Below are 26,491 nucleotides of genomic sequence, written 5' to 3' on the forward strand. Positions count from 1 at the left end.
ATTTATTCTTTGATCAATTTTACCATTTCATCGATGATGTCATAAGCTGCATCAGGCTTTCCTAATCGAAGGGCATTTTGATGAACTTGTTTCATCATTTCTTCATTCATGAATAGTTCTTTGATTGCTTTTTTTAGATTTGTCGCATTTAAATCTTTCTCTTCGATCATAAATGCCGCCTTTTGATCCACCAGTACTTTTGCATTGTAATATTGATGATTATTGGCTACATAAGGACTAGGAATCATAATTGAAGGGATTCCAAGACCCGTTAATTCAGCAATCGTCGTTGCTCCAGCCCTGCAGATCATACCATCAATATGTGCATAGATCTTTAATGTATCTACATATGGCACAACAAATACATTTTCCTGCGAATCAAATAGATGAAGATCATCCGAATTATTCTTTCCACATACATACAAAAACTGCAGATCTTTCGGCATGCCTGTCAAAGAATCTTTCATCAAGGCATTTACACTGCTTGACCCTAATGATCCCATCATGATCAATATCGTTTTTTTATCTAATGATAAGCCTAATGACTTAAAATACATTTCATCAAAAGAAGCTTCTTTGGCGATGGTTGCACGTGGGTTTCCCAATAGGATCGTTTTATCGCCAGGAAAAACTTCCTCGCACTTTGTATAACAAGTAATGATCTTATCAACTTTATTCATCACCAACTGGTTTGCCTTTCCTACGATCGAATTCTGTTCATGGATCATCGTTTTAATGTGCATAGAACGACCTGCCAAGATTACAGGCGCACTCACATACCCACCAAAGCCAATTACGATATCCGGCTTAAACTCTTTTAAATACATCTTGCTTTTACGATACGCAAAAAACAACTGACTTATGGCTCTTAACTTAGAAAAGATTGAACCGACTAAACCAGAAGTATGTAAAGATTTGAAATCATAACCATAGGAAGGAATAAGATCTGCTTCCATACGATCGTTGTTTCCAATAAATAAGATTTGAGTATCTGGGTACAGCTGTTTCACTTTATCTGCCAAGGCTAATGCCGGATAAATATGTCCTCCTGTACCACCTGTCACAAAACATATCTTCATAAGCAAACCTATACAAGTATACCATAAAAACGATAAAATCAATCGATAATTTTAATTGGATCTGTTATTTGGTTCAACACACCCGTTAAAATTAAACGTCGATCTGAATTAAAACCATAATCAAGATCACACGTTGATAGTGTAACCAATGATTTATCGGTAGTATCAACATCGTTATAATACAATGCATTAGTCTTCATTTGATTGATCACATCATCTCGATATCCTCCAAATGAAGTTGTGTAATATACAGAACCATCATTTGATTTTGCATATGTCATGATTTGACATTCATAATTCGCATTCGGTGTCAAAAGATAGAACACCGGATGTTCACTAAAGAATGTCTGATCACTATAGTTTTTCAAATCCGTAAACATTCCTCCACCTTCAACAGAGTGACCGTAAATAATGGAATTATTGTCAGTAAAAGAAGGGTTTGCCTGATAGTCTAGAAAGATAGCTCCTCTTTCATTATATTCATTTTTTGTAGTATGTGTTAAATAGTAACTATTGTCATCACCTTGGACCACTGGAAAACTGATATTGCATCCAGGCACATAGACCCAGGCAATAATATCGGGATTTTCTGCCTGCAAGCTTGCCCAATCTGGTTGTAGATAGTCTTCTTCTATTACATACTCTTGTAAAGCAGCTGTTTCATCTTCAACTTGTTTTGAAGATGAATAAATTAAATATAACTGGTAGGCACTAAAAGCAAACACCCCTACACAAATCAACATTAATATTCTATATAACCATTTTTTCATAAAAACATTTTAATATGAATCCTATGTATTTTTCAATATAAAAACCCAATAAAAAAAGGTGTCTCCAATTAGGAAACACCAACATAAATGCTATTTAGAAAGTTTAGATGCAGCTGCCTTATCAATAACAACTGTTACATCTGGATGATTCTGCAATGCAGATGCTGCACATGCTGTATCAACTGGTCCTTCGATCATTGCTTTTACTGCATCAGCTTTATTTTCACCATTGGCAACTAATAACACTTTTTTAGCTTTCATGATCGTACCAATACCCATAGAAATTGCCTGAGTTGGAACTTTGTTGATATCATCATCAAAGAAACGAGCATTCGCCTGACGTGTGTTTTCTGTAAGATCCACGATATGTGTCAAGATATCAAATGGTGTACCAGGTTCATTGAAACCGATATGTCCATTTTGACCAATTCCTAACAATTGTAGATCAACAGATACTTTCTCAAGTTCTTTTTCATAAGCTGCACAATCTTCAGCTGTACTTCCATAAGGTACATGTGTATTTGCCGGATCGATATCGATACCATCAAACAAGTTTTCTTTCATGAATGTGTAGTATGATTGAGGATCATTGCGGTCGATGCCTACATATTCATCTAAGTTATAAGATTTAACATCTTTATAGCTTGTTCCATTTTCCTTGTGATCCTTGATCATGTTTTTATAAAGACCAACTGGAGAACTTCCTGTTGCAAGTCCTAGAACACAATCAGGTTTAGATGTAACCAATTCTTTGATAACTTCAAAAGCTTTTAATGATAATTCATCATAATTTTCGCAAATAATAACTTTCATAATATTATACCCTCCGTTATTCACTAAAAAAATTATAGCACAGAAAGCGTTTAAATAAAGGGCAAAAATCGCCATTTATTTACCTTTTGATAGGAAAAAGTTTTATGTTTACATTTTTGCCTTTTTTATTTGTAACTTTTATCAAAATTGTATTTTTGTACAAATATTTGAGTATAATAAAGACAGCGATAGGAGGAATTTTATGCCAAAACAAAATCCATTATTAAATATCGTTTCCTTGCAGAAACAAGGAAAAGCGGTAGCTATTTATTCATGCTGCTCTAGCAATTCTTTTGTAATCAAAGCCGCAATGGAAACTGCAAAAAAACAAAATTCATGTGTCTTGATCGAATCAACCGCAAATCAGGTTGATCAAAATGGCGGTTATTCTGGTATGACACCAAAAGACTTTTATGAGTTCTGTCTACAAGAAGCTGAAAATGTAGGTCTTGATAAAGATCGTGTTTTCCTTGGAGGCGATCACTTAGGTCCTTTAACAGTCAGCTCAAAACCAGAAAAAGAAGCAATGGAATATGCCAAAACACTCGTACATGATTATGTAAGAGCCGGATTTACAAAGATCCATATTGACACAAGCATGAAAGTAGCAGATGATGATCCAAACACACGTTTAAGCGATGAGATCATCGCAAGACGTGGTGCTACTCTTGCCAAAGTATGCGAAGAAGCTTATCAGGAATTATTAGAAGAAAACCCTGAAGCGATTCATCCAGTCTATATCGTTGGTAGTGAAGTACCAATCCCTGGTGGTGCTCAGGAAGAATCCAGTGGAATGCAGGTTACTAAACCTCAGGATTTCAGAAATACTGTAGCTGCATTTGAAAAAGCTTTTGAAGATATGGGAATCAAAGAAGCTTGGAACCATGTCATTGCCGCTGTCGTACAACCTGGTGTAGAAGAAAAAGATGCAGGTTGTGAAGAATATGATAGAGAACGAGCTAAAGATTTGATGGCCAGCATCAAAGAATATGACCAGCTTGTATTTGAAGGACACTCAACAGATTACCAGACAAAATACAAATTGAGAGAATTGGTTGAAGATGGTGTTGGAATCTTAAAAGTAGGTCCAGGATTGACATATGCTGCACGTGAAGGTATTTTCTCTCTTTGTGTTATCGAAGAAGAACTTGCCAAAGTATATGATTTTGAAACAAGTCATTTCAAAGAAGCATTAGATAAAGCTATGTTGGCAAATCCTGGAAAATGGCAGCCTTATTATCATGGTACTGAAAAAGAAATTGCCTTTAAGCGTCAATATTCTTTCTCAGATCGCTGCCGCTACTACTTCCCAGTCAAAGAAGTCCAAGATGCTTTAAACAAATTGATCAGTAATTTAAGAGAACATCCTGTACCACTTCCATTGTTATCTCAATATATGCCAATGCAGTATACAATGGTTCGTGAAGGAACATTAAAAAATGATCCTGAAGAATTAATTAAATCACGTATTGCATACACAATTGAAGAATACACATTTGCTTCTCATCAGGAAGAGTTAGTTCGATAACAAAGGCTGAATTTTCAGCCTTTTTTTGATAAAATAAATATATGAATAAACACCTTTTAAAACAAACAATTATCTATTTAAACGAGTTTTCTTTAGACGATGATCATGATTTAGTTTCTCAAACTGTAAGAGAAATCAAACGACAAGATCCTTCCATGAGTGAAGGGGATGTCATCAAGGTAATTCACCTTCTGCAAAAAATCCACGCTCTTGAATGGCTGGATACCACTTTGGACATGTTTCCTTCAACAGTCATCTTCTCAAAAGCAAACCCTAACTCAGATGTAGAAGCTTTAGCTGCTTATGAAATAGCTCTAAGAAGCAATCTGGATCTGAATGAAGATCCTATGAAAAGTTTCTTGAAACTGACCACATTTTATGATGAAAACGAAAATATTCGCAAAGAACTTTGTACTATGGCAAAACAAATTGAAAATGAAATTGATCAGGATATTGTTTCTGAAACACTTAATATTATTTATACTGAATCAATCATTAAACGAAAATCAAATTTGGAATATCGTAATCAAAATCGTAAAATGATCAACTTTGATAATCAAGACTTTATTTTAGAACGACTGCCTCAAAGAGGCATCCCAGTCTCTAGAGAAGCCACAAAAGATCTTCAAAGCTTCTTTAAAGATACACAGATGCATGAATTTGATCATGCCTGTCCAATATGTCATATAAAAGTGCCTCAGCTTTTGATTGCATCTCATATTAAACCATTTCGCGATTGTGCACATATTTATGAAACGGCAACACATGATAATGGACTTCTGTTATGTCGCAACCATGATTTTTTGTTTGATCAAGGATATATAAGTTTTAACGATGATGGTACAATCATCATTTCCAAAGCTTTGATAGAAAAAGATCCACACTTAGAACACTTTAATTTTGATACACAACTGGATCCTATTTATATGACAAAGAATCGTCGAAAATTTTTAAAATACCATCGTGAAAACATACTAAAAAGATGAGCTAATCAAATTAACTCATCTCTTTTTTTTACATTTCAAACCATTGAATATCGCATTCATCCAATTCAACTTCAAAGTTTGAACCATCTCCTTTATAGATGGTCGTTTTCTGTGGCTCATAAGTATTATTTACGACACAGAAACTGTTTGTAGATGGATATACGTTTACATCCACATTGTAGTTATCTGAATACCAACGTTTCATCTGATCTTCTTTATGAGCAGCATAGAAGATTGCTCGATATAGAAGTCTTGCGTTTTCAAAGCTGAATGGAAGTCCATTGATATAGACACCACGGCCTTTACCATATTCATTGACCGCTAAATTTACATGAAGATTTTTTTGAGAAAGAATCTTTGTGTCTGGCAATGCATATACATCATTAATGCATTCCCCCCAGTCCTCATGTTCTAATTGTTCTGTAATGAAGTGGTTTTCTTCTGCTTCCCAATTGTATTTATCTGTATGCATTGTGAAGCCCAATTCCTTATCGACTCCTAAGACATCATAAAGAGTAAAGAATTTACCATTTTTGCTGATGGCAGTTGGTTCACCAACTCCAATAAAGCCTCCGCCTTGATCAACATAACGACGTAATGCTGTAATAATCGCTTCATCAAATTCGATTCCACCGCTAAAACTTGTATAAGCAGAACCAATATTCAAGACTACATCAACATCATCCAAGATCGAAGCATCTTCACGAATTTCATCAAAACTGATAAAACGTACATCAAACGGATATCCACTCAAAGCTTCCATTACCCCTGTATATGAATAAATCTGTTTATACCAGATGGCATGATGAACTAAGTGTGTTCCCCAGCGACGTAACTCACCCCAGCTATTGATCACCGCTACTTTTAATAAGTTATGTGGCACTTGTTGATTTACATGAGAATACAAAGTTCTGAATTCATCACAAACCTTTTCGATATAGTCAATAAATTCAGGGAAATCCAAGGCTAGCTTTAAGTATCCTCCATACCCAATACGATCTACTGGACTACGCAGGATGGCTCTTCGTGCGGTTACCCAGTTGATCTTAGCTTCTTTTAATGGATCGCCGTTTTCATGGAAGACATCTGGGAAAAAGTATGGCAAGAATCTTCCTTCGGTATATTTTACCCCTTTTATATCTGAGATCATACGAAGGGTCGTTCCAGAACCAACCGAACCAACAACAGCATCCAAGCCAATAGATTCAAAATATTTACCATATGGTTCAGTCCCAATCCAATGATCTCCTAAAAACATCATAGCTTCTTTTCCGTATTCATGACAAATATCAACGAATTTTTTAGCTAGCTTACAAACCTCACGCTGCTGGAAATCCATAAAATCACGATACTCTTTTGTAGGAACACAGAAAGTAGAATTGTTGAATCCCTTGTTAATGATATATTCTGGTCTAAATGGATATCCTACTTCTTTTTCAAATTGTTCCAAGATATATGGTGAAACAGAAGCACTGTATCCAAACCAGTCGACAAATTTTTCACGTGCAAATTCATCAAACTGCAACGTAAACTGATGGAAAAATGTTGTAAAGCGAACCACATTTACATCATTGCGTTCCTGACAGAATTTTCTAAATTTATCCAGTACATACTTTTGGGTTTTTGGCTGTCTAACATCATATGTCATCTGATGTTCTTCATCTTTCCAGTCATTTGTGATCGCATTATACATATGCACAGGATCCCAGATCACAAAAGCCAAAAAGCTTACAGTATAAGCATGATAAGGGATAGCATCATGGATGATAACTTCCATTGTTTCTTCATCATAATCCCAGTTGGTCATCACTTCATCTGTTGTACGGTCAATAATTTCCCACCATCTGTGATTATCTTTTGTGTTTGGCTTAAGCTGATCCTTATAAAAGTGCTCCATGATTTTAATTCTAAGTTCATTTGAGCGAGCTGTTACAAAATCACTCATCAAATACATTTGTTGTATTTCATCAGGATTTGCTTTTGCCCATTCATTATCTTTTCTTGTCGTGTAGTATGTTGCGTATTGTTTGATATCCATTTTACGTAGTTCGTCTGGCATATCGGTTCCATCACAATCTCGGATCGCATCCGCTTTCCATCGATTAATGATTTCTATGGTCGCATCAATCACATCAACATCTGTCGGTACGGTTACTCGGCCTTTTTCAATCATCTTATTATCTCCTAAACTAATCAATTCTGTTTTCCGTTTCTGGATCAAAGAAATGCACTTTAGATAAATCCATTGTTAATTTAATTCTTGTATGTGCTGCTGGTTCTAAACGTGAATTAACTTTTGCACACATATCCTGCCCTTTTAATGAACCATGTAAGATATATTCATGTCCTAATAATTCAGCTACTTCAATTTCAAAATCAAAATGAGCAGTTGGATATGTATCAGCTACAATACCTTCACCATGCAAATCTTCTGGACGAATACCCAAGATAATTTCTTTTCCTTCAAATGCAGAAAGTTTGTCTTTGAACATTTGCGGAATTTCAATTTTCATATCATCAATATTGAAGATTCCATTATTGTAAACACCTTTGATAAAGTTTGTAGCTGGTGCTCCTAAGAATCCGGCTACAAACAAGTTTGCTGGATTATTATAAATTTCTTTTGGTGTACCTATCTGTTGGATATAGCCACCTTTCATGACAACGATACGATCCGCCATTGTCATAGCTTCTGTCTGATCATGTGTTACATAAATGGTAGTTGCACCAATTCTTTCGTGAAGTTTGATAATTTCAGAACGCATCTGTACACGTAATTTTGCATCCAAGTTAGATAAAGGTTCATCCATCAAGAATACCTTTGCGTTACGAACAATAGCACGTCCCAGGGCAACGCGTTGTCTTTGTCCACCAGACAAAGCTTTTGGCTTACGATCTAAATATTGTTCAATTTCCAAGATACGTGCCGCTTCATGAACTCGTTTATCAATTTCTTCTTTACTGAATTTACGAAGTTTCAAACCAAATGCCATATTTTCATAAACGCTCATATGAGGATATAAAGCATAGGACTGGAAAACCATCGCAATATCACGATCTTTTGGTTCAACATCATTCATGCGTTTACCATCAATATAGAAATCACCTGCAGTAATTTCTTCCAATCCAGCAATCATACGTAGCGTAGTCGATTTACCACAACCACTAGGTCCTACAAACACAATAAATTCTTTATCTTTTACTTCTAAATTAAAGTCAAATACAGCTTGGACATTGTTGTCATATATTTTATCTACATGCTGCAATGATAACTCTGCCATAATCTTTCCTCCTATTTATGCTTTTTATTGTACAAGAACAATAATGTAAGTAAACCAATTAAGCCAACGATTTCAATCATCAAATTGGTAACACTTACTGTTTTCTGTGCCCAGATGATCAATCCTAAAAACACAAAGAATAGAATGATCATAATTATGTTCATTACTTTATTGTCATCTCTCATAAAAAACACCTCTTATTCTTTCATTCCACCAATGCTCATACCCTGAGTGATCTTCTTTTGAACACAAATATAAAGAATCAATGTTGGAATCATTACGATTACCAAACCAGCATACATAACGCCAAAGTTTGCCTGTGATTTTGCATCTGCCATCAAGTATTTAACACCAACAGCCAATGTTGCATTTTCTTTATCCATAAAAGTAAAGGCGATAACATATTCATTCCAGAATGCTAAAAACTGGAACAAGATAACTGTGATGATACTTGGTCTTGCCATTGGAATCATGATTTTTAACATAGTCTTGAAATAACCACAACCATCAATTCGCGCAGCTTCTTCATACGCTTTAGGCAACGTTTTAAAATATCCTGTTAACAAATAAATTGTAAATGGTAAAGCTGTTGCTGCATAAACAACAGATAGCCAGAATTTATTGTTCAAGAAGAAATCAAATCCAAGAGCAATATCCGCATTAAATAACATCAAGAAAATTGGTAATACGATATAGTTAACATTAACAAATAATCCTGCCATGAACAATCCATTAAAGAATTTTTTGCCCACAAAATCAAATCGTGCCAAAACATAGGAAGCAGGAAGAGCAACAACTAATAAAATAACTAATGATAAAGCTGTTACGATTACCGTATTCAATAAGTAATCACCCATTCTTGCCTTTACAAAGGCATCGGCAAAGTTAGACCATAACATCTGTGCAGGAAGATCAAAAGGATTTCCACTAACCAGTTCCAACTGTGATTTCAAAGATGCCAAGAATACCCATGCGATTGGTACAATGATTGAAATAGCCAATGTGATCAAGGCTACATAAACAAAGATCTTATATATAGGAAAATTACGTTTTTTCATAAACCAACCTCCTAGTACTGTAGAACTTCACGTTCAGTTACCTTATTTATGATAGCTGACAAAGCAAATGAGAAGACGAAGATACATACACCAATTGCCATACCGAATCCATATTTACCGGCAAATGCATTGTTGTACATATAGTTCAAGGCAACTTCACTACCTAAATTACCTTCACTTGTCAACTGTACAAACATGAATGATAAGTTGATCGTAGAAATAACGAAGAATGTCAAAGTAGTACGAATATTATCCCAGATCAATGGTAAAGTGATCATAAAGAACTGTTTTACTTTACCTGCTCCTTCAAGGCTTGCTGCTTCATATAGGTTTTCTGGAATACTTGTCATACTTGACATATACATAACCATATAATAACCAATCGCCTGCCATATTAAAGCAGCAATAATTGAATAGTTAATAATATCCGGATTACCCATCCATTGTTGCTGCAAGAAATCAAGTCCAATCATACCAAGGAATGTATTCAAGATACCATTTGTAGGCTGATAGATGGCTGAAAAGATACCTGCAATAACAACAATACTCAAAATATTTGGAATATAGAAAATAACACGGAAGAAATTCTTTCCAACAAAATTTTCACGTGTTAACAAGGTTGCAAATAAAACCGCCAATATCAATGTTATGATCGTGATCAATACGACATAAAGAATTGTATTTTGCATAGCCTCGATAAATCGCATATCGTTAAAAAGAACTTTGAAGTTAAAGAATCCGGCAAATGTTGCTTCACTGACAAAATTGCTCTTTTTAAAGAATGCGGTCTTAAATACATCAATCGTCGGAATGACCATAAAAATGAATACTAAGATAACTGCCGGTGCTAGACAAGCAAATACGAAACGACTTTGTGCTTTCTTTTTATTCATAATTTACCTCCAATCTTTAAAAAGCGACGAGCAATAATTTGCTCATCGCTTCGATTTGTAACTATTTTAATGTTTAATTATTCTGCATTTAATTTATTTTCTGATAATTTTACCCAAGCATCAGCCAATGTGCTCTGATATTCATCTGCTGTGATTTCACCAGTAGCTAAAGAATCAATTGAACCGAATACTGTAGCCGCACGGTCAAAATCAGGTAAATTTTCTGTGTTATATGGAGCAAATGCACCGAATGCTGGAGTTGCTTCATTGTATACAGAGAAGAATTCTTTTGTATATCCATCTTCCATAGCTGCTACACGATCCATCATATCTGTTGTAGGAACGATGTTTCCACTTTCAGCCATGATCTGTACACCTTCATCAGAATAGATAAATTCTAAGAATGCTTTTGCATCATCAACGTTTTTAGCCTGAGCAGGGATCCAAACTTGTTCAGTCATAGAACCAACGAAACGTTCTCCACCTTCTTCAAGAGCTGGTAAAGGAAGAAGTCCCCAATGGAAGTCTTCAGGAGTAGTATCAGCCATTTCGTTAACTACCCAGTCACCATTTGGCATAAACAATGCTTTTCCATCAATTACTGCTTGCTGGTTCATTGTGAAACCATCTTTAGCGTTTGCATTAGATACTGTATCAGCATACAAGTAATCAGGGCTTACTAATTTACTAATGATATCGATAACTGTTTTTCCTTCTTCAGAATTCCAAACATCTGGTTCATAATTCAAAACGTTGAATAAGAATTCTTCACCACCAGCTTCTTTCAATAATGCATTTAATGTATTATCAAAGTAACCATTTGTTGGATAAGTAAACAATGCAATTCCATCTTCTCTAGCCTGATCACCTAATGCCCAGAATTCATCCCAAGTTGTTGGAAGTTCATATTTCTTCCCTTCTCCGATCAATTCTGTGTTATAGAAGAATCCAGCTGGAGTTGTCTTTAATGGCAACAAGTAAGATTTTCCATCACCATAGTACTGTACAATACGGCTATTTGCGTATTCTTCATCAATATTAATATTTTCGATAACGTCGGAAATATCCAATACTTCATTTGTGTTTAACTGAGTTTCTGTGTATCCAGAAGGTTGTCCTAAATTGTAATAAACAACATCTGAATATTCACCTTGTGCATTTTCTTTGTTCAATACATCAGGCAATTCTTTTTCGAAACGAAGTTGAACATCTACATCTGGGTTAGCAGCTTCGAAAGCTTCAGCTAATTTTGTAAATACTTCTTCTCCGTTTCCTCCAGAGAATGAATCGAATTTAAGAACTCGTTTATCTCCAGAATCTGCATCTTCAGCTGGTGCGCTTGAGCATCCTACCAACATAGATGCTGCCATCGCAAATGATAGTCCAGCAGTTATAATTTTTTTCATACTCTACCTCCTATAAATTCGTATGAATCTTTTTGACAAATTCAGTATATCGAATTTGTAAGCGCTTTATCATAATTATATAGTTGTTTATTTTATATATATTGCGATTTTGTTTGTTCTAAACAAAATTGATAAATCAAAGAAAACAATATATAATTATGTAGAAAAGGGATTTATTATGAGCACACATCGATTTCAACTTGAACAACTAAATTTTGATAAAACAAGGCCAAAGCTTTTGTACATTACTGAATCTAGTTTCGACCATGAGTGGAATTCTACTTTACATACACACTTATGTACCGAAATCTTTTATGTAACAAAAGGTCATGGTCTTTTTAGTCTAGACAACAAAACCTATCCAGTAAAAGAAGATGATCTAGTCATCGTGAATCCGCTGGTTTCACATACCGAACGAGGTATTGAAAATGTCAATTTTGAATATATCGTTATGGGAATCGAAGGGATTACATTTTTTTCTAAAGAACAGGATGAAGAACAAGGCTGCAGTATCGCAAACTATTATGAATATAAACACGAGGTCTTATTCTACTTAAGAACGATGTTACTTGAGGTAAAAACAAAAGATGTTGAATATCAATCACTTTGTCAAAATCTTCTGGAAGTCTTGATCATCAATTTAATGCGTCGCGCTCAAATTAAACTGGAAGTCTCCCCTGTCAATAAAGCGAATAAAGATTGTGTCTTTATCGAAAAATATATTGACGCACACTTTAAAGAGGATATCACATTAGACAAATTAAGTGAACTCACATTTTTAAATAAATACCACATCGTTCATGCCTTTAAACAATATAAAGGTATTTCTCCTATTAGTTATATGATCCAAAAAAGAATACACGAAGCTAAGATTCTCTTGTCTACGACCAATTTACAGATTTCTGAAATTTCTTATATTGTCGGATTTACAAGCCAATCTTATTTTGCTCAGGCATTCAAAAAATCTGTAGGCATCTCTCCCCTTCAATACCGAAAAGATCATAGTAATTAAGATCTATATTTGATACAATAAGAACATGACAACAGGATATTTTTTTGATATGGATGGCACACTCTATAACAACGCCTTCCATACAATTTCACATAAAACATTTCAAGCTCTATATCAATTAAAGGATCAAAAAGATATGCTCTTTTTAGCAACCAGCCGTTGTTTAAGAGAACTCGACCACTTGCCACGAGAAATGTATAATTTCCCTTTTGATGCCAAAATCTTAGATGGCGGCGCACTCATCTTAGATACAAACAATCAAATCATTGAAGACACTCCTATCTCACCTACTTTGATGAAGGAAATCGAAACATATTGTCTTAACAACGATCTTCTTTATCGATACAGTACAAAAGATGGAAATTATTTTGGCACCAAAGTCAAACAAGCCTTTTATGAATTAGAGTTTTCTTTATATTTAAACACACCAGATTATAAGCCCTATGAAAATGATATTGCCTATAATGTGCTGATTTGTTATGAAACAAATAAACAAAAAGAAGAAATTTGTCAAATAGCACGTGATTGTGGCATCGTTTTTTATCCAGAATGTGTTGAGATCCGAGCCAATAACATAGATAAGGCGACTGCGATCCAAAAAATCAAACACCATTTTGAACTTGATCGTATCATCTGCTTTGGTGATGGAGAAAATGATATTGAAATGATCAAACAAGCGGACATTGGAATCGCAATGAAAAATGGTTGTGATAAAGTAAAAGAAATCGCCGATCATATCACTGACTCGGTCGATGAAGATGGTATATATACATATCTAGTTAAAGAAAAGCTGGTAAAGGAGGTCTAAAATATGCCATTTAAATTAGAAAATGAGTTTTGTCGTTTGGAAGTAATCCCGGAAGCTGCAGAAATTACTTCTTTTTTCGACAAGACAAATAATGTTGAAATCATGTATCAAGGAGATGAAGGCTGGTCTGGAAGAAACCCAAGTCTTTTCCCTATCATCGGTAGTACATATTCAAAGTATTATGAAATTCACGGAAAACAATATACGATGAAAAATCATGGCCTTGCCCGTTATGCTACATTTAAAGGGGAACAACTTGAAGACAAATTGATTTTTACATTCTGCTCTGATGAAGAAACTTTAAAACAGTACCCTTTTGATTTTGTGTTTGAAATTGCTTACTCTCTTGAAGGCAAGACTTTACATATCGACTACACGATCAAAAACACTTCAAAAGAAGATATGCCATATTCATTTGGACTTCATCCTGCTTTTAGAGTCCCTCAATACAAGAATGAAAAATTTGAAGACTATTCCATTGATTTTGAATTCAATGAAGAAGCTACACAGCTTGTCTTTGATCCAAGTTTTAACGAAAACATCAAAGAAAAGAAAGTTCAACTAAATTCATGGAAGTTATCTCGTGAAGATATTAACCATTATGCTACATTGGTATACAAAGATTACAAGAGTTCCTATGTAACACTCAGCCATCAAGGTGAACCTCGTCTACGTGTTCACTTCGCCGGATTCCCATACCTGGCTCTTTGGACACATCCTACACCAAGCAACTTCATCTGCATTGAACCTTGGTATGGACACAGTGATTTTGAAAAAGAAACACCAGATTTCTACCATCGTGAAGGTACGATGATATTAAAACCTGGTGAAGAAACACAATTCAGTTATCAAATTGAACTATTCTAAAGACCCAAGTGGTCTTTTTCTTTTTCTAAAAATTCTTGCACTTTATATTTTGGAAATCCTACAACATTTGAATAAGAACCTTCAATACGCTCTACAAAATCCACTTCCTGAATTCCATAAGAACCCGCCTTATCCATACAAGTTCCTTTATTTACATAGTCGTTGATCCTATCATCACTTAACTCTTTAAAATAGACTTTTGTCGTAACGACATCAACCACTTCATGATTTGGACTACATAAAGCTACCGCTGTTTTGACTTCATGAACTTTACCAGACAGCATTTTCAAAGTTTTAAACGCTTCTGTTTTCGAAGCTGGTTTTTGAAGAATTTGCCCATCATAAACAACGATCGTATCAGCACCAATAATACAATCATTATTGTGTTTTTCAAATACTTCCTTTACTTTTGAAAGAGCTACATTCTTCAAAGCTGCATCAATATCCTGACCTTTAAAAACTTCATCTTTTAAGGCCGGAATCACGCAAAATGTATAACCTAGTTTAGAAAGAATCTCTTTTCTTCTTGGCGATTTAGAGGCTAATATTAAATTCATTTTCGATCAAATCCTATCGGTGCTTTTTTAAATTGATAATATATTGAAAACGCTAATGCAATTGCAACCATCAAAACAAATTCGATGATAATACTAATGACCAGCTGATTAAAAATAATCTCAGGCAACATACAGATCATAAAATCAGTACGTGGATCTAACAGCCATAAATCATTAGAGAAGAACACAGTATGAAACCAAGTCCAAAAGCCTGTAAAATCATATGCGATCCACATTCCAAAAAATAACAATACAATTCCTAAACATATTGAAGCTTGGATCATCCCTTTGCTAAGATAGCTGATCATGAGCTTCTTTTCTTTTACAAAAAAATAGACCAGGATACCAATCATAAAAACAAAACAAACGATACCCACAGTAATCGCATTTTGATATAGCGCTTTTACATCTACCATATGCGTCTTTTCTTTTGTGTTAAACGCTTCAACAGCCTGTCCATTGCGAGTTATCGTAATGTCCATATCCTGTCTTTCATCTTGAATATAATCCAATAAGACTATAATGCTGTCATTGAGATCTTGATTGGAAACATTTAAATCACTAGCCAATTCCATTTGTTCATAACGAGTTGTATAAAAATCAGGATCCAACGCGATTGATTGAATGCTGAAAACGGCAGCACATACAATAAACATTAGACCCCAAATAAAAGAAATGAATGATTTCATTATTCAACCGCAACCAATTCCGCCTTATCAACCATTGGCATAGCTTCCATTAATTTCAACAAAGCTTGAATACTGATTTCTAGATCCGTTATATCTAAAGTCAGTGATAAGTTATGAATACCATTAATTGGAATCGTTTGATTGATTGCCAGAACGTTGACCTGTTTTACCGATACTAAAGACAAGACTTTTGACAAAGCTCCCTTTTCATTTTTAATGATCATAGAAACTACAGCGTTACGGCGTGATTGATCCTGATCAAATGAGAATACTGCATCTTTATATTTATAGAAAGTTCCTCGCGAAATCCCTACTTCTTTAACTGCTTCTGAGATGCGTTTTGCTTTGCCTGATATCAGTAACGTTCTTGCTTCTATAACTTTTTCAAGAACTTCAGGCAAAATATCACTTGAAACAACAAAGAACTTACTCATACTCTATATATGCTCCTTTCGTAGAAATCGATACCTTCTTATAAGACATGCCACAATATTTTACAATCCATTCTTGTAACATGTCCAGCTTTTTCTCATCTAAACTCATGGCCAGCATCGTACTGCCACTTCCTGAAATCCACATAGCTAAATCAATGCTCTTACAGTAGTCATGAATTTCAGCATATTCCTTGATGAGTTTACCACGATAGGGTTCATGAAGAAAATCGTGGCATGTCTTAGGAAAGATCAATTCATTTCCACTGGATAAACATTGAACAAAACTTAACGCATAACCAACCTGTTTAACGGCATCTTTATAGTCAATGGTCTGTGGTAAAACCTTTCTGGCTTCAGATGTTTGAATCGGATAATCCGGAATCATGGCCAAACCTTTAAAGTTTTGACAAGGAATCATCATCATGCGAACATCTCCATCATCCATGAAGCTTGTGCATGCTTGTCCAAATATTGCCGGTGCGACATTATCTGGATGTCCTTCGATCTCGGTTGCGATTTTTAGCATCTCCATCTTGTTTAATTGACCGTGAAACCATGCATCCGCTGCCATGATACCCGCAACGATACAAGTTGAACTCGAACCAAGTCCTCTTGATGAAGGTATATCTGTATCGATTTTTAATTTTAAGGTAGGCATATCTACCTTCATATAATCACAAGTTTTTTTAAATCCCACGATTACTAGATTGTCTTCATTTTTAAATTCATCTGGGCAGCCTTCAATTACAAACTCTGGATTTGGTTCAAAGTAAAATGTCGCAAACCAATCCAAAGCCATCCCTAAAGTATCAAACCCAACACAACAATTTGCACTTGTTGCCGGTACCTTTACACAAATCATACGAACTTCTCCACCATATCTTTAACACTTTCTTCCATCTCTTTGACAGAGATCACATCTTTATGAATGATCTTAGAGGTTTGTAAAGCTGCTAGATTGCCAGGAATTGGATCGCTACAGATTTCTGCAAGTTTGTTCATCGCATCAAATTCAGAAGTACTTCCTATACCCAAGGCATCCAATACATCCTGAGGAAATTTATAAGGTGATGCCGTTGCTAAAGAAACGATCACATCTTCACAGGCATCTTTGGCAACCTTATACGCAATGGCAGAATGTGGATCTAAGATCACACGATTGGAATCATAAGTTTCTTTTATGACTTGTTTTGTGTCTTCATCATCAATATAACCACAGCCAAATAAAGATTGTATTTTTTCCAACATCTGTGCTGGAATTTGATATTTTCCTTTTTGATTTAGATCATCCATACATTGTTTGACAAATTCTGTATCTTGATTTGACATATAATACAACAATCTTTCTAGATTGGATGAAATCAAGATATCCATGCTAGGTGAGATTGTCTGAATAAAATCGCGGTTACGATCGTAGATTCCGGTTGTTAAAAAATCTGTTAAAACATGATTAGCATTGCTGGCTACATAGAATTTCTTTACCGGCAATCCCATTAAATACGCATAATACCCAGCCAAAACATCTCCAAAATTTCCCGTAGGAACACTAAAGCAAACCGGATCATTCATTTTAATGACATCATGATTCGCAAGATATTTATAACTTTCAAAATAATAAACGATCTGAGGAACAAGTCGTCCTATATTAATCGAATTTGCACTCGTTAACATGACATTATGCTCAGCGGCAAATTCATTTAGATCTTTATCCAAAAACAATTCTTTGACTTTACTTTGGGCATCGTCAAAGTTTCCTTTGATTGCCAACACTTTTAAATTGTTACCCGTCTGACTTGCCATTTGGCGATATTGCATCTGGCTCACTTTTTGATCTGGATAAAAAACTTCGATTCCGATATTTTTTACATCTTTAAATCCATTTAACGCTGCTTTTCCAGTATCGCCACTTGTAGCCGTCAAGATCAAAGCTTTCTGATCTGTTTTTTCAAGAGCTACAGACATAAGCTGTGGTAATAAAGTCAAGGCAACATCCTTAAAAGCACTGGTTGGACCATGAAACAATTCCAGAACATAGATATCCCCTACCTTACGAACTGGGGTAATGTCTTTAGAGGCAAAAGTATCTGTATATGCATTATTTACACATTGTTCTAATTCTTCTTTTGTAAAATCATGTAGAAGTTTGCTCAAAATGTAAACAGCATTTTCTTTATAATTATTTTGACAAACTCTATTTAAATCAATTTTTACATCAGCTAAATCAGGCCAGACAAACAATCCACCATCATCACTGATTCCTTTTAAAATTGCTTCTTTTGATTTCAGATGAACCTGTTTATCTCGTGTTGAAACATAGAAATTGTTCATGGGAATCCCTCCTTGAAAAACTATATCTCATATGATACAATGTTCACAATTTAAAAACAAGTGTTTTTTAAAAAAACACATAAGGAGGATAAAATGAACATTACTTTATGTGGATACGGTGTTGTAGGAAAAGGTGTTGAAAAACTTTGTGAATTAACCAATGATCTCAATATCCAATATATATATGTACGAAAAGAAAAGGAAGATCTTCCCCGCTTTTCAAACGAAGAACATATCGTTGAAGATCCATCCATTGATATTGTCATGGAATGTATGAATGGTCTTGAACCAGCTAACACATTGATTCGTAAAGCTTTAAAAGCGAAAAAACATGTAATCACATCCAATAAAGCAGTTATCGCAACCTATTTGGAAGATTATTTAGATCTAGCTAAAGATAATGATACGACCATTCAAATTGAAGCTTGTGTTGCGGGTGGAATTCCTTTTTTAGATGCACTATTAAAGCTACAGCGTTTGGAGCCAATTCAAGGATATGAAGGAATCTTTAATGGAACCAGTAACTATATTCTAGATCAAATGACTAAAAATGCTCTTGATTATGAAGTTGCCTTAAAAAATGCACAGGACCTTGGATATGCTGAAAAAGATCCTACGAATGATGTGGAAGGAATTGATGTTTACTATAAGGCTGTTATATCTAATATGCTGGCTTATAAAAACAAAAAATTAGAGCTGCCAAAACCTGTTGGTATTTCTAAAATTTCAAATAATGATATTGCCTTGGCAAAAGAAAACGGGAAGATCATTCGCCATTTAGCAATTTCAGTTTGTAAAGATGAAAAAGTTTGTACGATCATTGCACCGGCATTTTTAGATAATGGAACTTTCTTAGCCAATGTTGAAAACAACTATAATGCACAAACGATCCATGCACATAGCTTTGAAACACTTGGCTATCTAGGTCAAGGGGCTGGTCAATTAGCTACCGCTCAAGCTATGATGCAAAATGCAATTGATACATTGGAAAACAAAGAACGTACGATTATATTAACCAATACGTACACATATGATGAAACACTGATCAAAGAAAACTGGATCATTCGTTCAAATAAAGAGCTTACAATCAACTATACAAAAAAAGATGGTTCTTACTATTGGATCGAACAAATGGATCAGACAATCATTCAAAAAATCAAAAAACAAGATACAGATGCAATGATCGCAATATGGAGATAAGCTTATGTTAAAAATCACAAAATTTGGCGGAAGCAGTGTAGCCAGTGCTTCTCAATTTAAAAAAGTTAAAGAGATCGTTATGTCAGATCCTGCACGAAAATATGTTGTAGTGAGTGCCCCTGGGAAAAGAAACGGAAATGACAATAAGATTACCGACCTGCTCTATTTATTAGATGCACATCGTCAATATCACGTAGATGCCTCAAATGTTTTTAATTTGATCAAAGATCGTTTCTTGGAAATAAAAAATGAACTAGGTTTAAAACAACCTATTGAAAAGGAATTAGATCGTTTTTATACGAACTTAAATCAAATGAACCAAGCCGAAATCGTTTCACGAGGAGAATATTTCTGTGCCAAATTAATGGCAGAATATTTAGGCTATGGATTTGTCGATGCCAAAGATATCATTCGTTTTCGATTAGATAAAACCATTGACTGGCAGGCAACAACAAACAAACTAACCGCAAAATGCGCTCAGTATAAAAACTTTGTTTTTCCCGGTTTCTATGGAGGCAGTGCCAATGGACAAATCCAAATTTTTCCTAGAGGTGGTGGAGATATTACCGGAGCTATATTGGCACGATGTTTAAATGCAGATGTCTATGAAAACTGGACCGATGTCTCTGGATTTTTAATGGCAGATCCAAGAATCGTAAAAGATCCAGAACAAATTACACATATCACCTACTCAGAACTAAGAGAGTTAAGCTATATGGGTGCCAGCGTTCTTCATGAAGAAGCTATATTCCCTGTCAAGGAAGCAAATATCCCCATTCATATCTTGAATACAAATCGACCACAGGATGCAGGAACGATCATTCAAGAACATAACAATTACGTCAACCCTTATGCCATTACAGGGATTGCTGGAAAGACAGATTTCTTAAGCATTTACATTTATAAAAAACATATGTCCAACGAAATAGGATTTATCCGAAAAGTTCTATCGATCCTTGAAGCATATCATATAAGTGTAGAACATATTCCAAGTGGAATTGATTCCTTCAGTATCGTTGTCTCTAAAAAAGACATTGAAGATTCCTTATATGAAATTCTTGCTCGTATCAAGACAGAATTAAAACCAGATGAAATCAAAACACAGGAAGATATTTCATTGATTTCAACCGTGGGTAAAAACATGTCTGATAAGCCAGGTACCAGTGGTAAACTATTTGGTTCTCTAGGAGCTAACAACATCAATATTGTGATGATTGCCCAAGGCAGCGATGAAATCAACATAACGGTTGGTGTAAAGAAAAAAGATTTTGAAAAAACGATACAAGTTATTTATGACACATTTGTCACAAAGGAGAAACAGTCATGAAGACAATTGCAATTGTAGGCGCTACAGGCGCTGTAGGACAACAGATGTTAAAATGCCTTGAAGAAAGAAACATTCAATGCAACTTAAAGCTTTTGGCAAGTGCCCGCTCTAAAGGAAAAAAATTCAAATTCTTCGATCAAGAAATTATTTGTGAAGAATTGAATCCAGATAGTTTTAAAGATGTTGACTTTGCTCTTGGTGCCACTGAAAACGATATTGCCAAAACATGGATTCCCTGGGCGTTAGAAAACAATGTGGTCATCGTCGATAATTCAAGTGCCTTTCGCTTAGACCAAGATGTTCCTCTAGTTATCCCTGAAATTAATCCGGAGGATATCGCCAAGAACAAAGGTATCATTGCCAATCCCAACTGTGCGACTATCATTGCCCTGGTCGCATTAAATGCTCTGCATAAAGAATTTAAGATCAAACGCATGATTGTCACAACATTTCAGGCTGTTAGTGGAGCTGGAGTAAAAGGTATTCAAGATTTAGAAAATCAATTAAAAGATCCTACTGCACCTTGTAATGCATTTCCTTATCCAATTGCCTACAACCTAATCCCTCAAATCGGAGACTTTGATGATCTAGGAATATCAAAAGAAGAATGGAAACTACAAAATGAATCCAGAAAAATCTTACACGATGACAACCTTTTGGTAAACTGCACTTGCGTTCGTGTTCCAATCTTACGAAGCCATTCTGAAAGTATCACGATCGAATGCGAAAAAGAAATCGATATTACCAAGGCTAGAGAACTTCTATCATCAGCACAAGGCGTTCTATTAAAAGACGATCCTTTACACAAACAATATCCAATGCCTTTAGAAACAACAGATCAAGATCTTGTTTATGTAGGCCGTGTTCGTAAAGATATTTCTGATCCTACAAATCACTCTTTATCCTTATTCTGCTGCGGCGATCAAATACGCAAAGGAGCCGCTACGAACGCTGTTCAAATTTTAGAAAAACTTCTTTAAAAAGACCAGGCTATTTTTCAGCCTGGTCTTCGTTTGTTTTATCAACAATTTCTTTGGATTCGATCGTATCTGTTTCATCTTCTTCAACTTTTTGTTCTGGTGCCTCTTTTTTTTCTTCTTTTGATTCTTCATCACGTACCAATAATTTGATCAAAGTTTCATTCATACAAGCAAGAGCATAAAGGATCACAGTTAACATAACCGGATTAAAACAATAAGAAATTAAAGTTTCAATGATCTGAGCTGTTGTGATCGTTCCAGCAGCTATATACGTTGAAAGTGCTGAATATGTTGAAAATAATGTGTATCCAGTGTAAACCAAGGATAAAACAACAAATACATATAAAATCTTCGTTAAATTCTTCTCTTTTTTCATAAATACCTCCATGATTTCTCTATTGTACTTTATTTCTAGTTTTTTTTCTACTTTTCATGGAGGAAGGCCTATTTTTTAAAGATTGATTGTTTCAACTGAGTTAATATATCAAATAGTCTATTTTCCACTTTTTCCTCTTTATTTGAGACAAGTTCAATCGCTTTTTCCATATTCATTTTTTGAGAATCATAAGGATCTCGTGAAGAATCAACACGTACATATTGTCCATTAGATTTTAGATATCTTGCTTTTACATTATCTTTTAAAATATCATCAAAGTAATCTAATATACGTTTTTTTAATCGTTCATCATAAATTGGACAAGCTACTTCAACACGTTTTTCAGTATTTCTTGTCATAAAATCCGCACTGGATATATATACCTTGTTGACACCCTGTGTTTCAAAACAGTAAATTCGAGAATGTTCCAAGAAACGTCCAACTATACTAATGATCCAAATATTATCCGTATAGCCTTCAAGCTCTGGTAACAAACAACAAATACCACGAATAACCATAGTAATTTTTACCCCTGCTTGGCTGGCTTCAACAAGACGTTTCATGATATCCATATCGGTCATTGAATTCATCTTGATCTTAATAGATGCCGCTTTGCCAGCCTTGGCATGTTCGATCAAAAGATCGATATTCGATAGAACTTCCTGTTTTAGATTGGCAGGAGCAACCCATAAATGTTGATAAGATCCATTTAAATTCGATGTTGCCATATTTTGAAAGAAAGCTACTGCATCTTTACCGATACTTTCTTTTGCCGTTATATACGAAATATCCGTATACATATGGCTTGTTTTTTCATTATAGTTCCCTGTTCCAATTTGAGTAATATACTTGATCGTATTTCTTGTTTTATACGTAATCAGACAAACCTTAGAATGAACTTTATAGTTTTCAAAACCGTATAAGATTCGACATCCAGCATCTTCTAAGATTTCTGCTGCATTGATATTGTTCTGTTCATCGAAACGAGCACGAAGCTCCATCAAGACCGTAACTTCTTTGCCGTTCTCTGCAGCTCGACATAAATATCTTAAAATCTTTGAATGTTTCGCAAGTCGATAGATCGTAATCTTGATTGAAACAACATTTGGATCTGAACTTGCTTCTTTTAACAAATCAAGAAATACTCCAACATCCTGATATGGATAAAACAATAAAGCATCATGATCAATGATTTGTGGAATCAATGGTTTCTTACTATCTAGATCAATGGATGGCTGAGCATTAAAATCTTCATAAGATAAAGGTGTCTTTAACGACAAGGAAGCTGAATCAATAACGGAATAGACATGCTCCATTTCCAATGGAGTTTTTGAAACAAAAACTTGCTTGCGTTTCAAATTTAAATGATCGCATAAGTATTCACAGACATCATCCTTAATATCTTTATAGAATTCTAATCGAATTGGTGACAAACGACTTCTAGACTTTAAGATCTTCTTCATAGATTGTCGATAATCTTCATCATCATCAATCGCTTTATCATCCAGGTTGATATCGGCATTGCGAGTGACACGAATGACTGTTTTAAACAATACTTCTTCATTAAAAAGCTTTTGTGCGAAGTGGCAGATAATTTGCTCTGCTAACAAATAACAATGCTCCGTATCTGGAACATATAAGACTCGATCTATAAAATTAGGAACACTTATGATTCCGTATCCTTGTTCCAATTCAACAATGATATACAATCCTTTGTTTATTAAATGTGGAAAAGGATGTCTTGCATCTATGATCTGTGGTGACAACAAAGGAAAAATCTGTGTATCAAAATATTGGGTTACATATTTTAACTGCTTTTTAGATAGATCTTTAAATGAAAGACAAGACATCTGCAAAGATCTTAATGTGCGATTGATATCTTTATACGTTTCATCTTTTAAAACATATAGTTTCTCACTCATTTCATAAATCGCATCTAACTGTTCATCTGGTGTCATTCCACTGCGTTTATCAATATTATCTTTATCAATCAAAGATAAATCATATAAACTACCACATCGAATCATGTAAAATTCATCTAAATTGCTGGTAAAAATAGCTATAAATTTTAATCTTTCCAATAACGGAACTCTTGGATCTGCTGCTTCTTCTAAAACTCGTTCATTAAAACGCAGCCAAGATAGTTCACGATTTTGGGTAAACGGATATTTTTTATGCATTTTGTTCTCCTATAACTCTCTCAATCAAATAACCTTCTCGAACTCCATTCATTGATACTTGAATTTTTTCAGCTTGTGTATATTGCGCAATCGTATCAATGATCACCAATCCACAAAAAAGAGTGTGGATCCTGTCTGGTTTAACTTTCAAAAACAAATGCGCATAACGCTCTTCATCTTCTAATAAATATTTTGTAAGTTCTTTTAATTGATTGCTGTCAAACTCATAACAATCTTTGGCAATCCATTTCAAGCTCACAAGCACAGAGCGTAAAGCTCGCATGCTACCACCAGTCACCGCAAGATATCGACATCGAAAAGTTCCTTTATCCTTCTCGGCATCTTTTAATTCTTTCATAACACGTTCTTTCATCAATTTAACTTCCTTTGCCTTAGGAAGAATGGCTTTTACATATTTATTGAACATGTTTAAAGATCCAATCGGTAAACTGGCGACATACCCAATCTGGTTATGATCATATAAAATGATCTCACTACTTCCTCCGCCTGTATCCACATAGATACCATTGTCATGGGCTAGTCCGTGAATAGCTCCTTTAAAACTCAATCTACCTTCCTGAGCACCAGAAAGTAAATTGATCTTGATATCACAGTCGTTTTTAACTCTATCCAATACCTCTTGTGTGTTATCAATATTTCGTAAAGAAGCTGTCGCAAAAGCTGAAAAAGAGCCAATATTTAAAGCTTGCATCATATCTTTAAAACGCATTAAACACTGTTCTAATTTTAGAATACCTTCTTCAGACATAATGCGCTTTTTAACATAGGAAACGATCCCAACCGCTTCCTTTTTTGAAAACAAGATTTCAAAATTATTATTTTCATTAATTTGATATACATTTAATCGAATCGTATTTGATCCGATATCAATGATTCCATGTATCATACTCAAACCCCCATATTATTATAATTCTTCTAACTTATATAAATGTAAATTCTCTGTTAATTGTAAAAAAGACCTCTATAAAAGAGGTTAGTGATTACGCAATTTTTGTCATTGGCAACATAGCTGCGCCAATGATACCAGGTTCTTCTAACATCGCTTCTTTAAATACAACTGGCTGCATTCCCACATGGATCATATCACGATAATACTTCTCCATCTTATCAAAGAATACATCTTTGCCTTTCATGACTCCTCCACCTACGACAAATACATGAGGATCACATACATGAGCAATCGCACTAAACATCATCGCAAGATCATAAGCCATATTATCTACAATTTCTAAAGCTTTTTCATCCTTTTGACGAGCTAGTTCAAAAACATCTCCAGCATGCTGGATCGTATCGCCAAATACTTCTTTTCCTTTTCTTGTAATGGCTGTTCCACTTGCCTCATTTTCTACAGCACCTACATTTAAAATATTGTACTTGTTTCGATTGCGATCAATACAAATATTTCCAATTTCACCCGCATGACCATTTTGTCCACTCAATACTTTTTTATCAATAGATAAAGCTCCACCAATTCCAGTAGAAATGGTTACATAATAAACAATTGGATATTCTTTTCCAGCACCTAAACACGCTTCTCCGAGTGTTGCCACTTTTACATCGTTATCAATAAATGTTGGTTTATTAAAATGTTTTGAAATATGTTCTACGATAGGATAGCCAACAAGTTTTGGTAAATTGGTTGAAACAATGATCTTGCCATGTATCGTATCAATTGGGCCTGGTATTCCCATTCCAATTCCTTCGCATTCTTCATATCCATCAATTCGCTCGATTAGTTCGATCATCTTAGACATCACATGTTCAGCCCCTTTATCCGGCTCACTGACATCTTTTACCATTTGAAGAATATTTCCTTCTTCATCGACTTTGGCTGCACGAATATTCGTTCCACCAAGGTCTACACCAATAAATGTTTTCATTTCTAAATCCTCACAATC

Annotated in this window: 26 protein-coding genes; 8 read left to right on the forward strand and 18 right to left on the reverse strand. The window is 34.8% G+C overall.

Translation table 11 applies throughout. From position 1 onward, the window contains the following. Positions 1-2: 2 nt before the first annotated feature. The 3 genes from murG to nagB all read right to left on the reverse strand — a co-directional run bounded on the left by murG (position 3) and on the right by nagB (position 2,662). On the reverse strand, positions 3-1,079 hold the full coding sequence (gene murG, locus HMPREF0367_RS07525; RefSeq protein WP_035402914.1) for an undecaprenyldiphospho-muramoylpentapeptide beta-N-acetylglucosaminyltransferase: 1,077 nt from the start codon (positions 1,077-1,079) through the stop codon (positions 3-5). 38 nt (positions 1,080-1,117) lie between these two features. Next, complete coding sequence (gene srtB, locus HMPREF0367_RS07530) at positions 1,118-1,849, reverse strand: class B sortase (RefSeq protein WP_035402917.1); 732 nt, start codon at positions 1,847-1,849, stop codon at positions 1,118-1,120. 90 nt (positions 1,850-1,939) lie between these two features. Further along, positions 1,940-2,662, reverse strand: a complete 723-nt coding sequence (gene nagB / locus HMPREF0367_RS07535; RefSeq protein ID WP_035402920.1) for a glucosamine-6-phosphate deaminase — start codon at positions 2,660-2,662, stop codon at positions 1,940-1,942. A gap of 202 nt (positions 2,663-2,864) precedes the next feature. Between nagB and HMPREF0367_RS07540 the strand changes: the two genes are divergently transcribed. Then, on the forward strand, positions 2,865-4,190 hold the full coding sequence (locus tag HMPREF0367_RS07540) for a class II D-tagatose-bisphosphate aldolase, non-catalytic subunit (protein ID WP_035402923.1): 1,326 nt from the start codon (positions 2,865-2,867) through the stop codon (positions 4,188-4,190). A gap of 41 nt (positions 4,191-4,231) precedes the next feature. Further along, positions 4,232-5,176, forward strand: coding sequence for an HNH endonuclease (locus tag HMPREF0367_RS10105; protein WP_051335219.1), 945 nt, complete (start codon positions 4,232-4,234; stop codon positions 5,174-5,176). A 28-nt stretch (positions 5,177-5,204) separates the two neighbouring features. Here HMPREF0367_RS10105 and gnpA read toward each other — a convergent pair whose 3' ends face one another. The 6 genes from gnpA to HMPREF0367_RS07570 form a co-directional block, all read right to left on the reverse strand. Further along, the gene (gnpA, locus tag HMPREF0367_RS07550; RefSeq protein WP_035402926.1) at positions 5,205-7,349 is read right to left on the reverse strand and encodes a 1,3-beta-galactosyl-N-acetylhexosamine phosphorylase; all 2,145 of its coding nucleotides are present in this window, start codon (positions 7,347-7,349) and stop codon (positions 5,205-5,207) included. A 16-nt stretch (positions 7,350-7,365) separates the two neighbouring features. Beyond that, positions 7,366-8,457, reverse strand: coding sequence for an ABC transporter ATP-binding protein (locus tag HMPREF0367_RS07555; protein WP_035402929.1), 1,092 nt, complete (start codon positions 8,455-8,457; stop codon positions 7,366-7,368). A gap of 11 nt (positions 8,458-8,468) precedes the next feature. Next, a complete protein-coding gene (locus HMPREF0367_RS10575; RefSeq protein WP_015536396.1) occupies positions 8,469-8,642 on the reverse strand; it encodes a DUF6903 family protein in 174 nt (57 codons plus the stop codon). A gap of 12 nt (positions 8,643-8,654) precedes the next feature. Continuing rightward, positions 8,655-9,515, reverse strand: coding sequence for a carbohydrate ABC transporter permease (locus HMPREF0367_RS07560; RefSeq protein WP_035402931.1), 861 nt, complete (start codon positions 9,513-9,515; stop codon positions 8,655-8,657). Positions 9,516-9,526: 11 nt separating this feature from the next. Then, a complete protein-coding gene (locus HMPREF0367_RS07565; RefSeq protein WP_022356535.1) occupies positions 9,527-10,408 on the reverse strand; it encodes a carbohydrate ABC transporter permease in 882 nt (293 codons plus the stop codon). Positions 10,409-10,485: 77 nt separating this feature from the next. Then, positions 10,486-11,814 (reverse strand): carbohydrate ABC transporter substrate-binding protein, encoded by a 1,329-nt coding sequence (locus HMPREF0367_RS07570; protein ID WP_035402934.1) that lies wholly within the window; start codon positions 11,812-11,814, stop codon positions 10,486-10,488. 178 nt (positions 11,815-11,992) lie between these two features. Between HMPREF0367_RS07570 and HMPREF0367_RS07575 the strand changes: the two genes are divergently transcribed. Genes HMPREF0367_RS07575 through HMPREF0367_RS07585 form a run of 3 tightly spaced genes read left to right on the forward strand, consistent with a single transcriptional unit; the run spans position 11,993 to position 14,501 of the window. Then, entirely contained in the window at positions 11,993-12,826 is an 834-nt protein-coding gene (locus tag HMPREF0367_RS07575; protein ID WP_022356533.1) for an AraC family transcriptional regulator, read from the forward strand. Between the two features lie 25 nt (positions 12,827-12,851). Beyond that, on the forward strand, positions 12,852-13,634 hold the full coding sequence (locus HMPREF0367_RS07580; RefSeq protein WP_081683661.1) for a Cof-type HAD-IIB family hydrolase: 783 nt from the start codon (positions 12,852-12,854) through the stop codon (positions 13,632-13,634). A 3-nt stretch (positions 13,635-13,637) separates the two neighbouring features. After that, positions 13,638-14,501, forward strand: coding sequence for an aldose 1-epimerase family protein (locus tag HMPREF0367_RS07585; protein ID WP_035402940.1), 864 nt, complete (start codon positions 13,638-13,640; stop codon positions 14,499-14,501). Here the strand turns inward: HMPREF0367_RS07585 and HMPREF0367_RS07590 are convergent. Genes HMPREF0367_RS07590 through thrC form a run of 5 tightly spaced genes read right to left on the reverse strand, consistent with a single transcriptional unit; the run spans position 14,498 to position 18,509 of the window. After that, positions 14,498-15,058, reverse strand: a complete 561-nt coding sequence (locus tag HMPREF0367_RS07590; protein ID WP_035402943.1) for a Maf family protein — start codon at positions 15,056-15,058, stop codon at positions 14,498-14,500. The genes HMPREF0367_RS07585 and HMPREF0367_RS07590 overlap by 4 nt on opposite strands. Beyond that, a complete protein-coding gene (locus tag HMPREF0367_RS07595; RefSeq protein ID WP_035402946.1) occupies positions 15,055-15,747 on the reverse strand; it encodes a TIGR01906 family membrane protein in 693 nt (230 codons plus the stop codon). Before HMPREF0367_RS07595 ends, HMPREF0367_RS07590 begins: the two co-directional genes overlap by 4 nt. Next, positions 15,747-16,181: an ACT domain-containing protein gene (locus HMPREF0367_RS07600; RefSeq protein ID WP_022356528.1), complete on the reverse strand. Its 435-nt coding sequence runs from the start codon at positions 16,179-16,181 to the stop codon at positions 15,747-15,749. The genes HMPREF0367_RS07595 and HMPREF0367_RS07600 overlap by 1 nt, the downstream gene beginning before the upstream one ends. Beyond that, entirely contained in the window at positions 16,174-17,043 is an 870-nt protein-coding gene (thrB, locus tag HMPREF0367_RS07605) for a homoserine kinase (RefSeq protein WP_051335220.1), read from the reverse strand. The genes HMPREF0367_RS07600 and thrB overlap by 8 nt, the downstream gene beginning before the upstream one ends. Continuing rightward, positions 17,040-18,509: a threonine synthase gene (gene thrC, locus HMPREF0367_RS07610; protein WP_035402949.1), complete on the reverse strand. Its 1,470-nt coding sequence runs from the start codon at positions 18,507-18,509 to the stop codon at positions 17,040-17,042. The genes thrB and thrC overlap by 4 nt, the downstream gene beginning before the upstream one ends. Positions 18,510-18,602: 93 nt before the next feature. Between thrC and HMPREF0367_RS07615 the strand changes: the two genes are divergently transcribed. The 3 genes from HMPREF0367_RS07615 to HMPREF0367_RS07625 are packed head-to-tail and all read left to right on the forward strand — an operon-like array spanning position 18,603 to position 22,016. Further along, complete coding sequence (locus HMPREF0367_RS07615) at positions 18,603-19,709, forward strand: homoserine dehydrogenase (protein WP_022356525.1); 1,107 nt, start codon at positions 18,603-18,605, stop codon at positions 19,707-19,709. A 4-nt stretch (positions 19,710-19,713) separates the two neighbouring features. Further along, complete coding sequence (locus HMPREF0367_RS07620; RefSeq protein WP_022356524.1) at positions 19,714-21,036, forward strand: aspartate kinase; 1,323 nt, start codon at positions 19,714-19,716, stop codon at positions 21,034-21,036. Further along, complete coding sequence (locus HMPREF0367_RS07625) at positions 21,033-22,016, forward strand: aspartate-semialdehyde dehydrogenase (protein WP_035402952.1); 984 nt, start codon at positions 21,033-21,035, stop codon at positions 22,014-22,016. Before HMPREF0367_RS07620 ends, HMPREF0367_RS07625 begins: the two co-directional genes overlap by 4 nt. A 10-nt stretch (positions 22,017-22,026) precedes the next feature. On the opposite strand, the gene HMPREF0367_RS07630 is transcribed toward HMPREF0367_RS07625, so the two are convergent. From HMPREF0367_RS07630 to HMPREF0367_RS07645, 4 genes are all read right to left on the reverse strand, one after another. Further along, a complete protein-coding gene (locus HMPREF0367_RS07630) occupies positions 22,027-22,392 on the reverse strand; it encodes a hypothetical protein (protein ID WP_035402954.1) in 366 nt (121 codons plus the stop codon). 68 nt (positions 22,393-22,460) lie between these two features. Beyond that, positions 22,461-24,572 (reverse strand): polyphosphate kinase 1, encoded by a 2,112-nt coding sequence (gene ppk1 / locus HMPREF0367_RS07635; protein WP_035402957.1) that lies wholly within the window; start codon positions 24,570-24,572, stop codon positions 22,461-22,463. Further along, positions 24,565-25,479, reverse strand: a complete 915-nt coding sequence (locus HMPREF0367_RS07640) for a Ppx/GppA phosphatase family protein (RefSeq protein ID WP_035402959.1) — start codon at positions 25,477-25,479, stop codon at positions 24,565-24,567. Before HMPREF0367_RS07640 ends, ppk1 begins: the two co-directional genes overlap by 8 nt. A gap of 94 nt (positions 25,480-25,573) precedes the next feature. Then, a complete protein-coding gene (locus tag HMPREF0367_RS07645) occupies positions 25,574-26,473 on the reverse strand; it encodes an ROK family protein (protein ID WP_035402962.1) in 900 nt (299 codons plus the stop codon). Between the last annotated feature and the right edge of the window lie 18 nt (positions 26,474-26,491).

It is taken from the genome of Faecalitalea cylindroides ATCC 27803 (assembly GCF_000469305.1).
Lineage (GTDB): Bacteria > Bacillota_I > Bacilli_A > Erysipelotrichales > Erysipelotrichaceae > Faecalitalea > Faecalitalea cylindroides.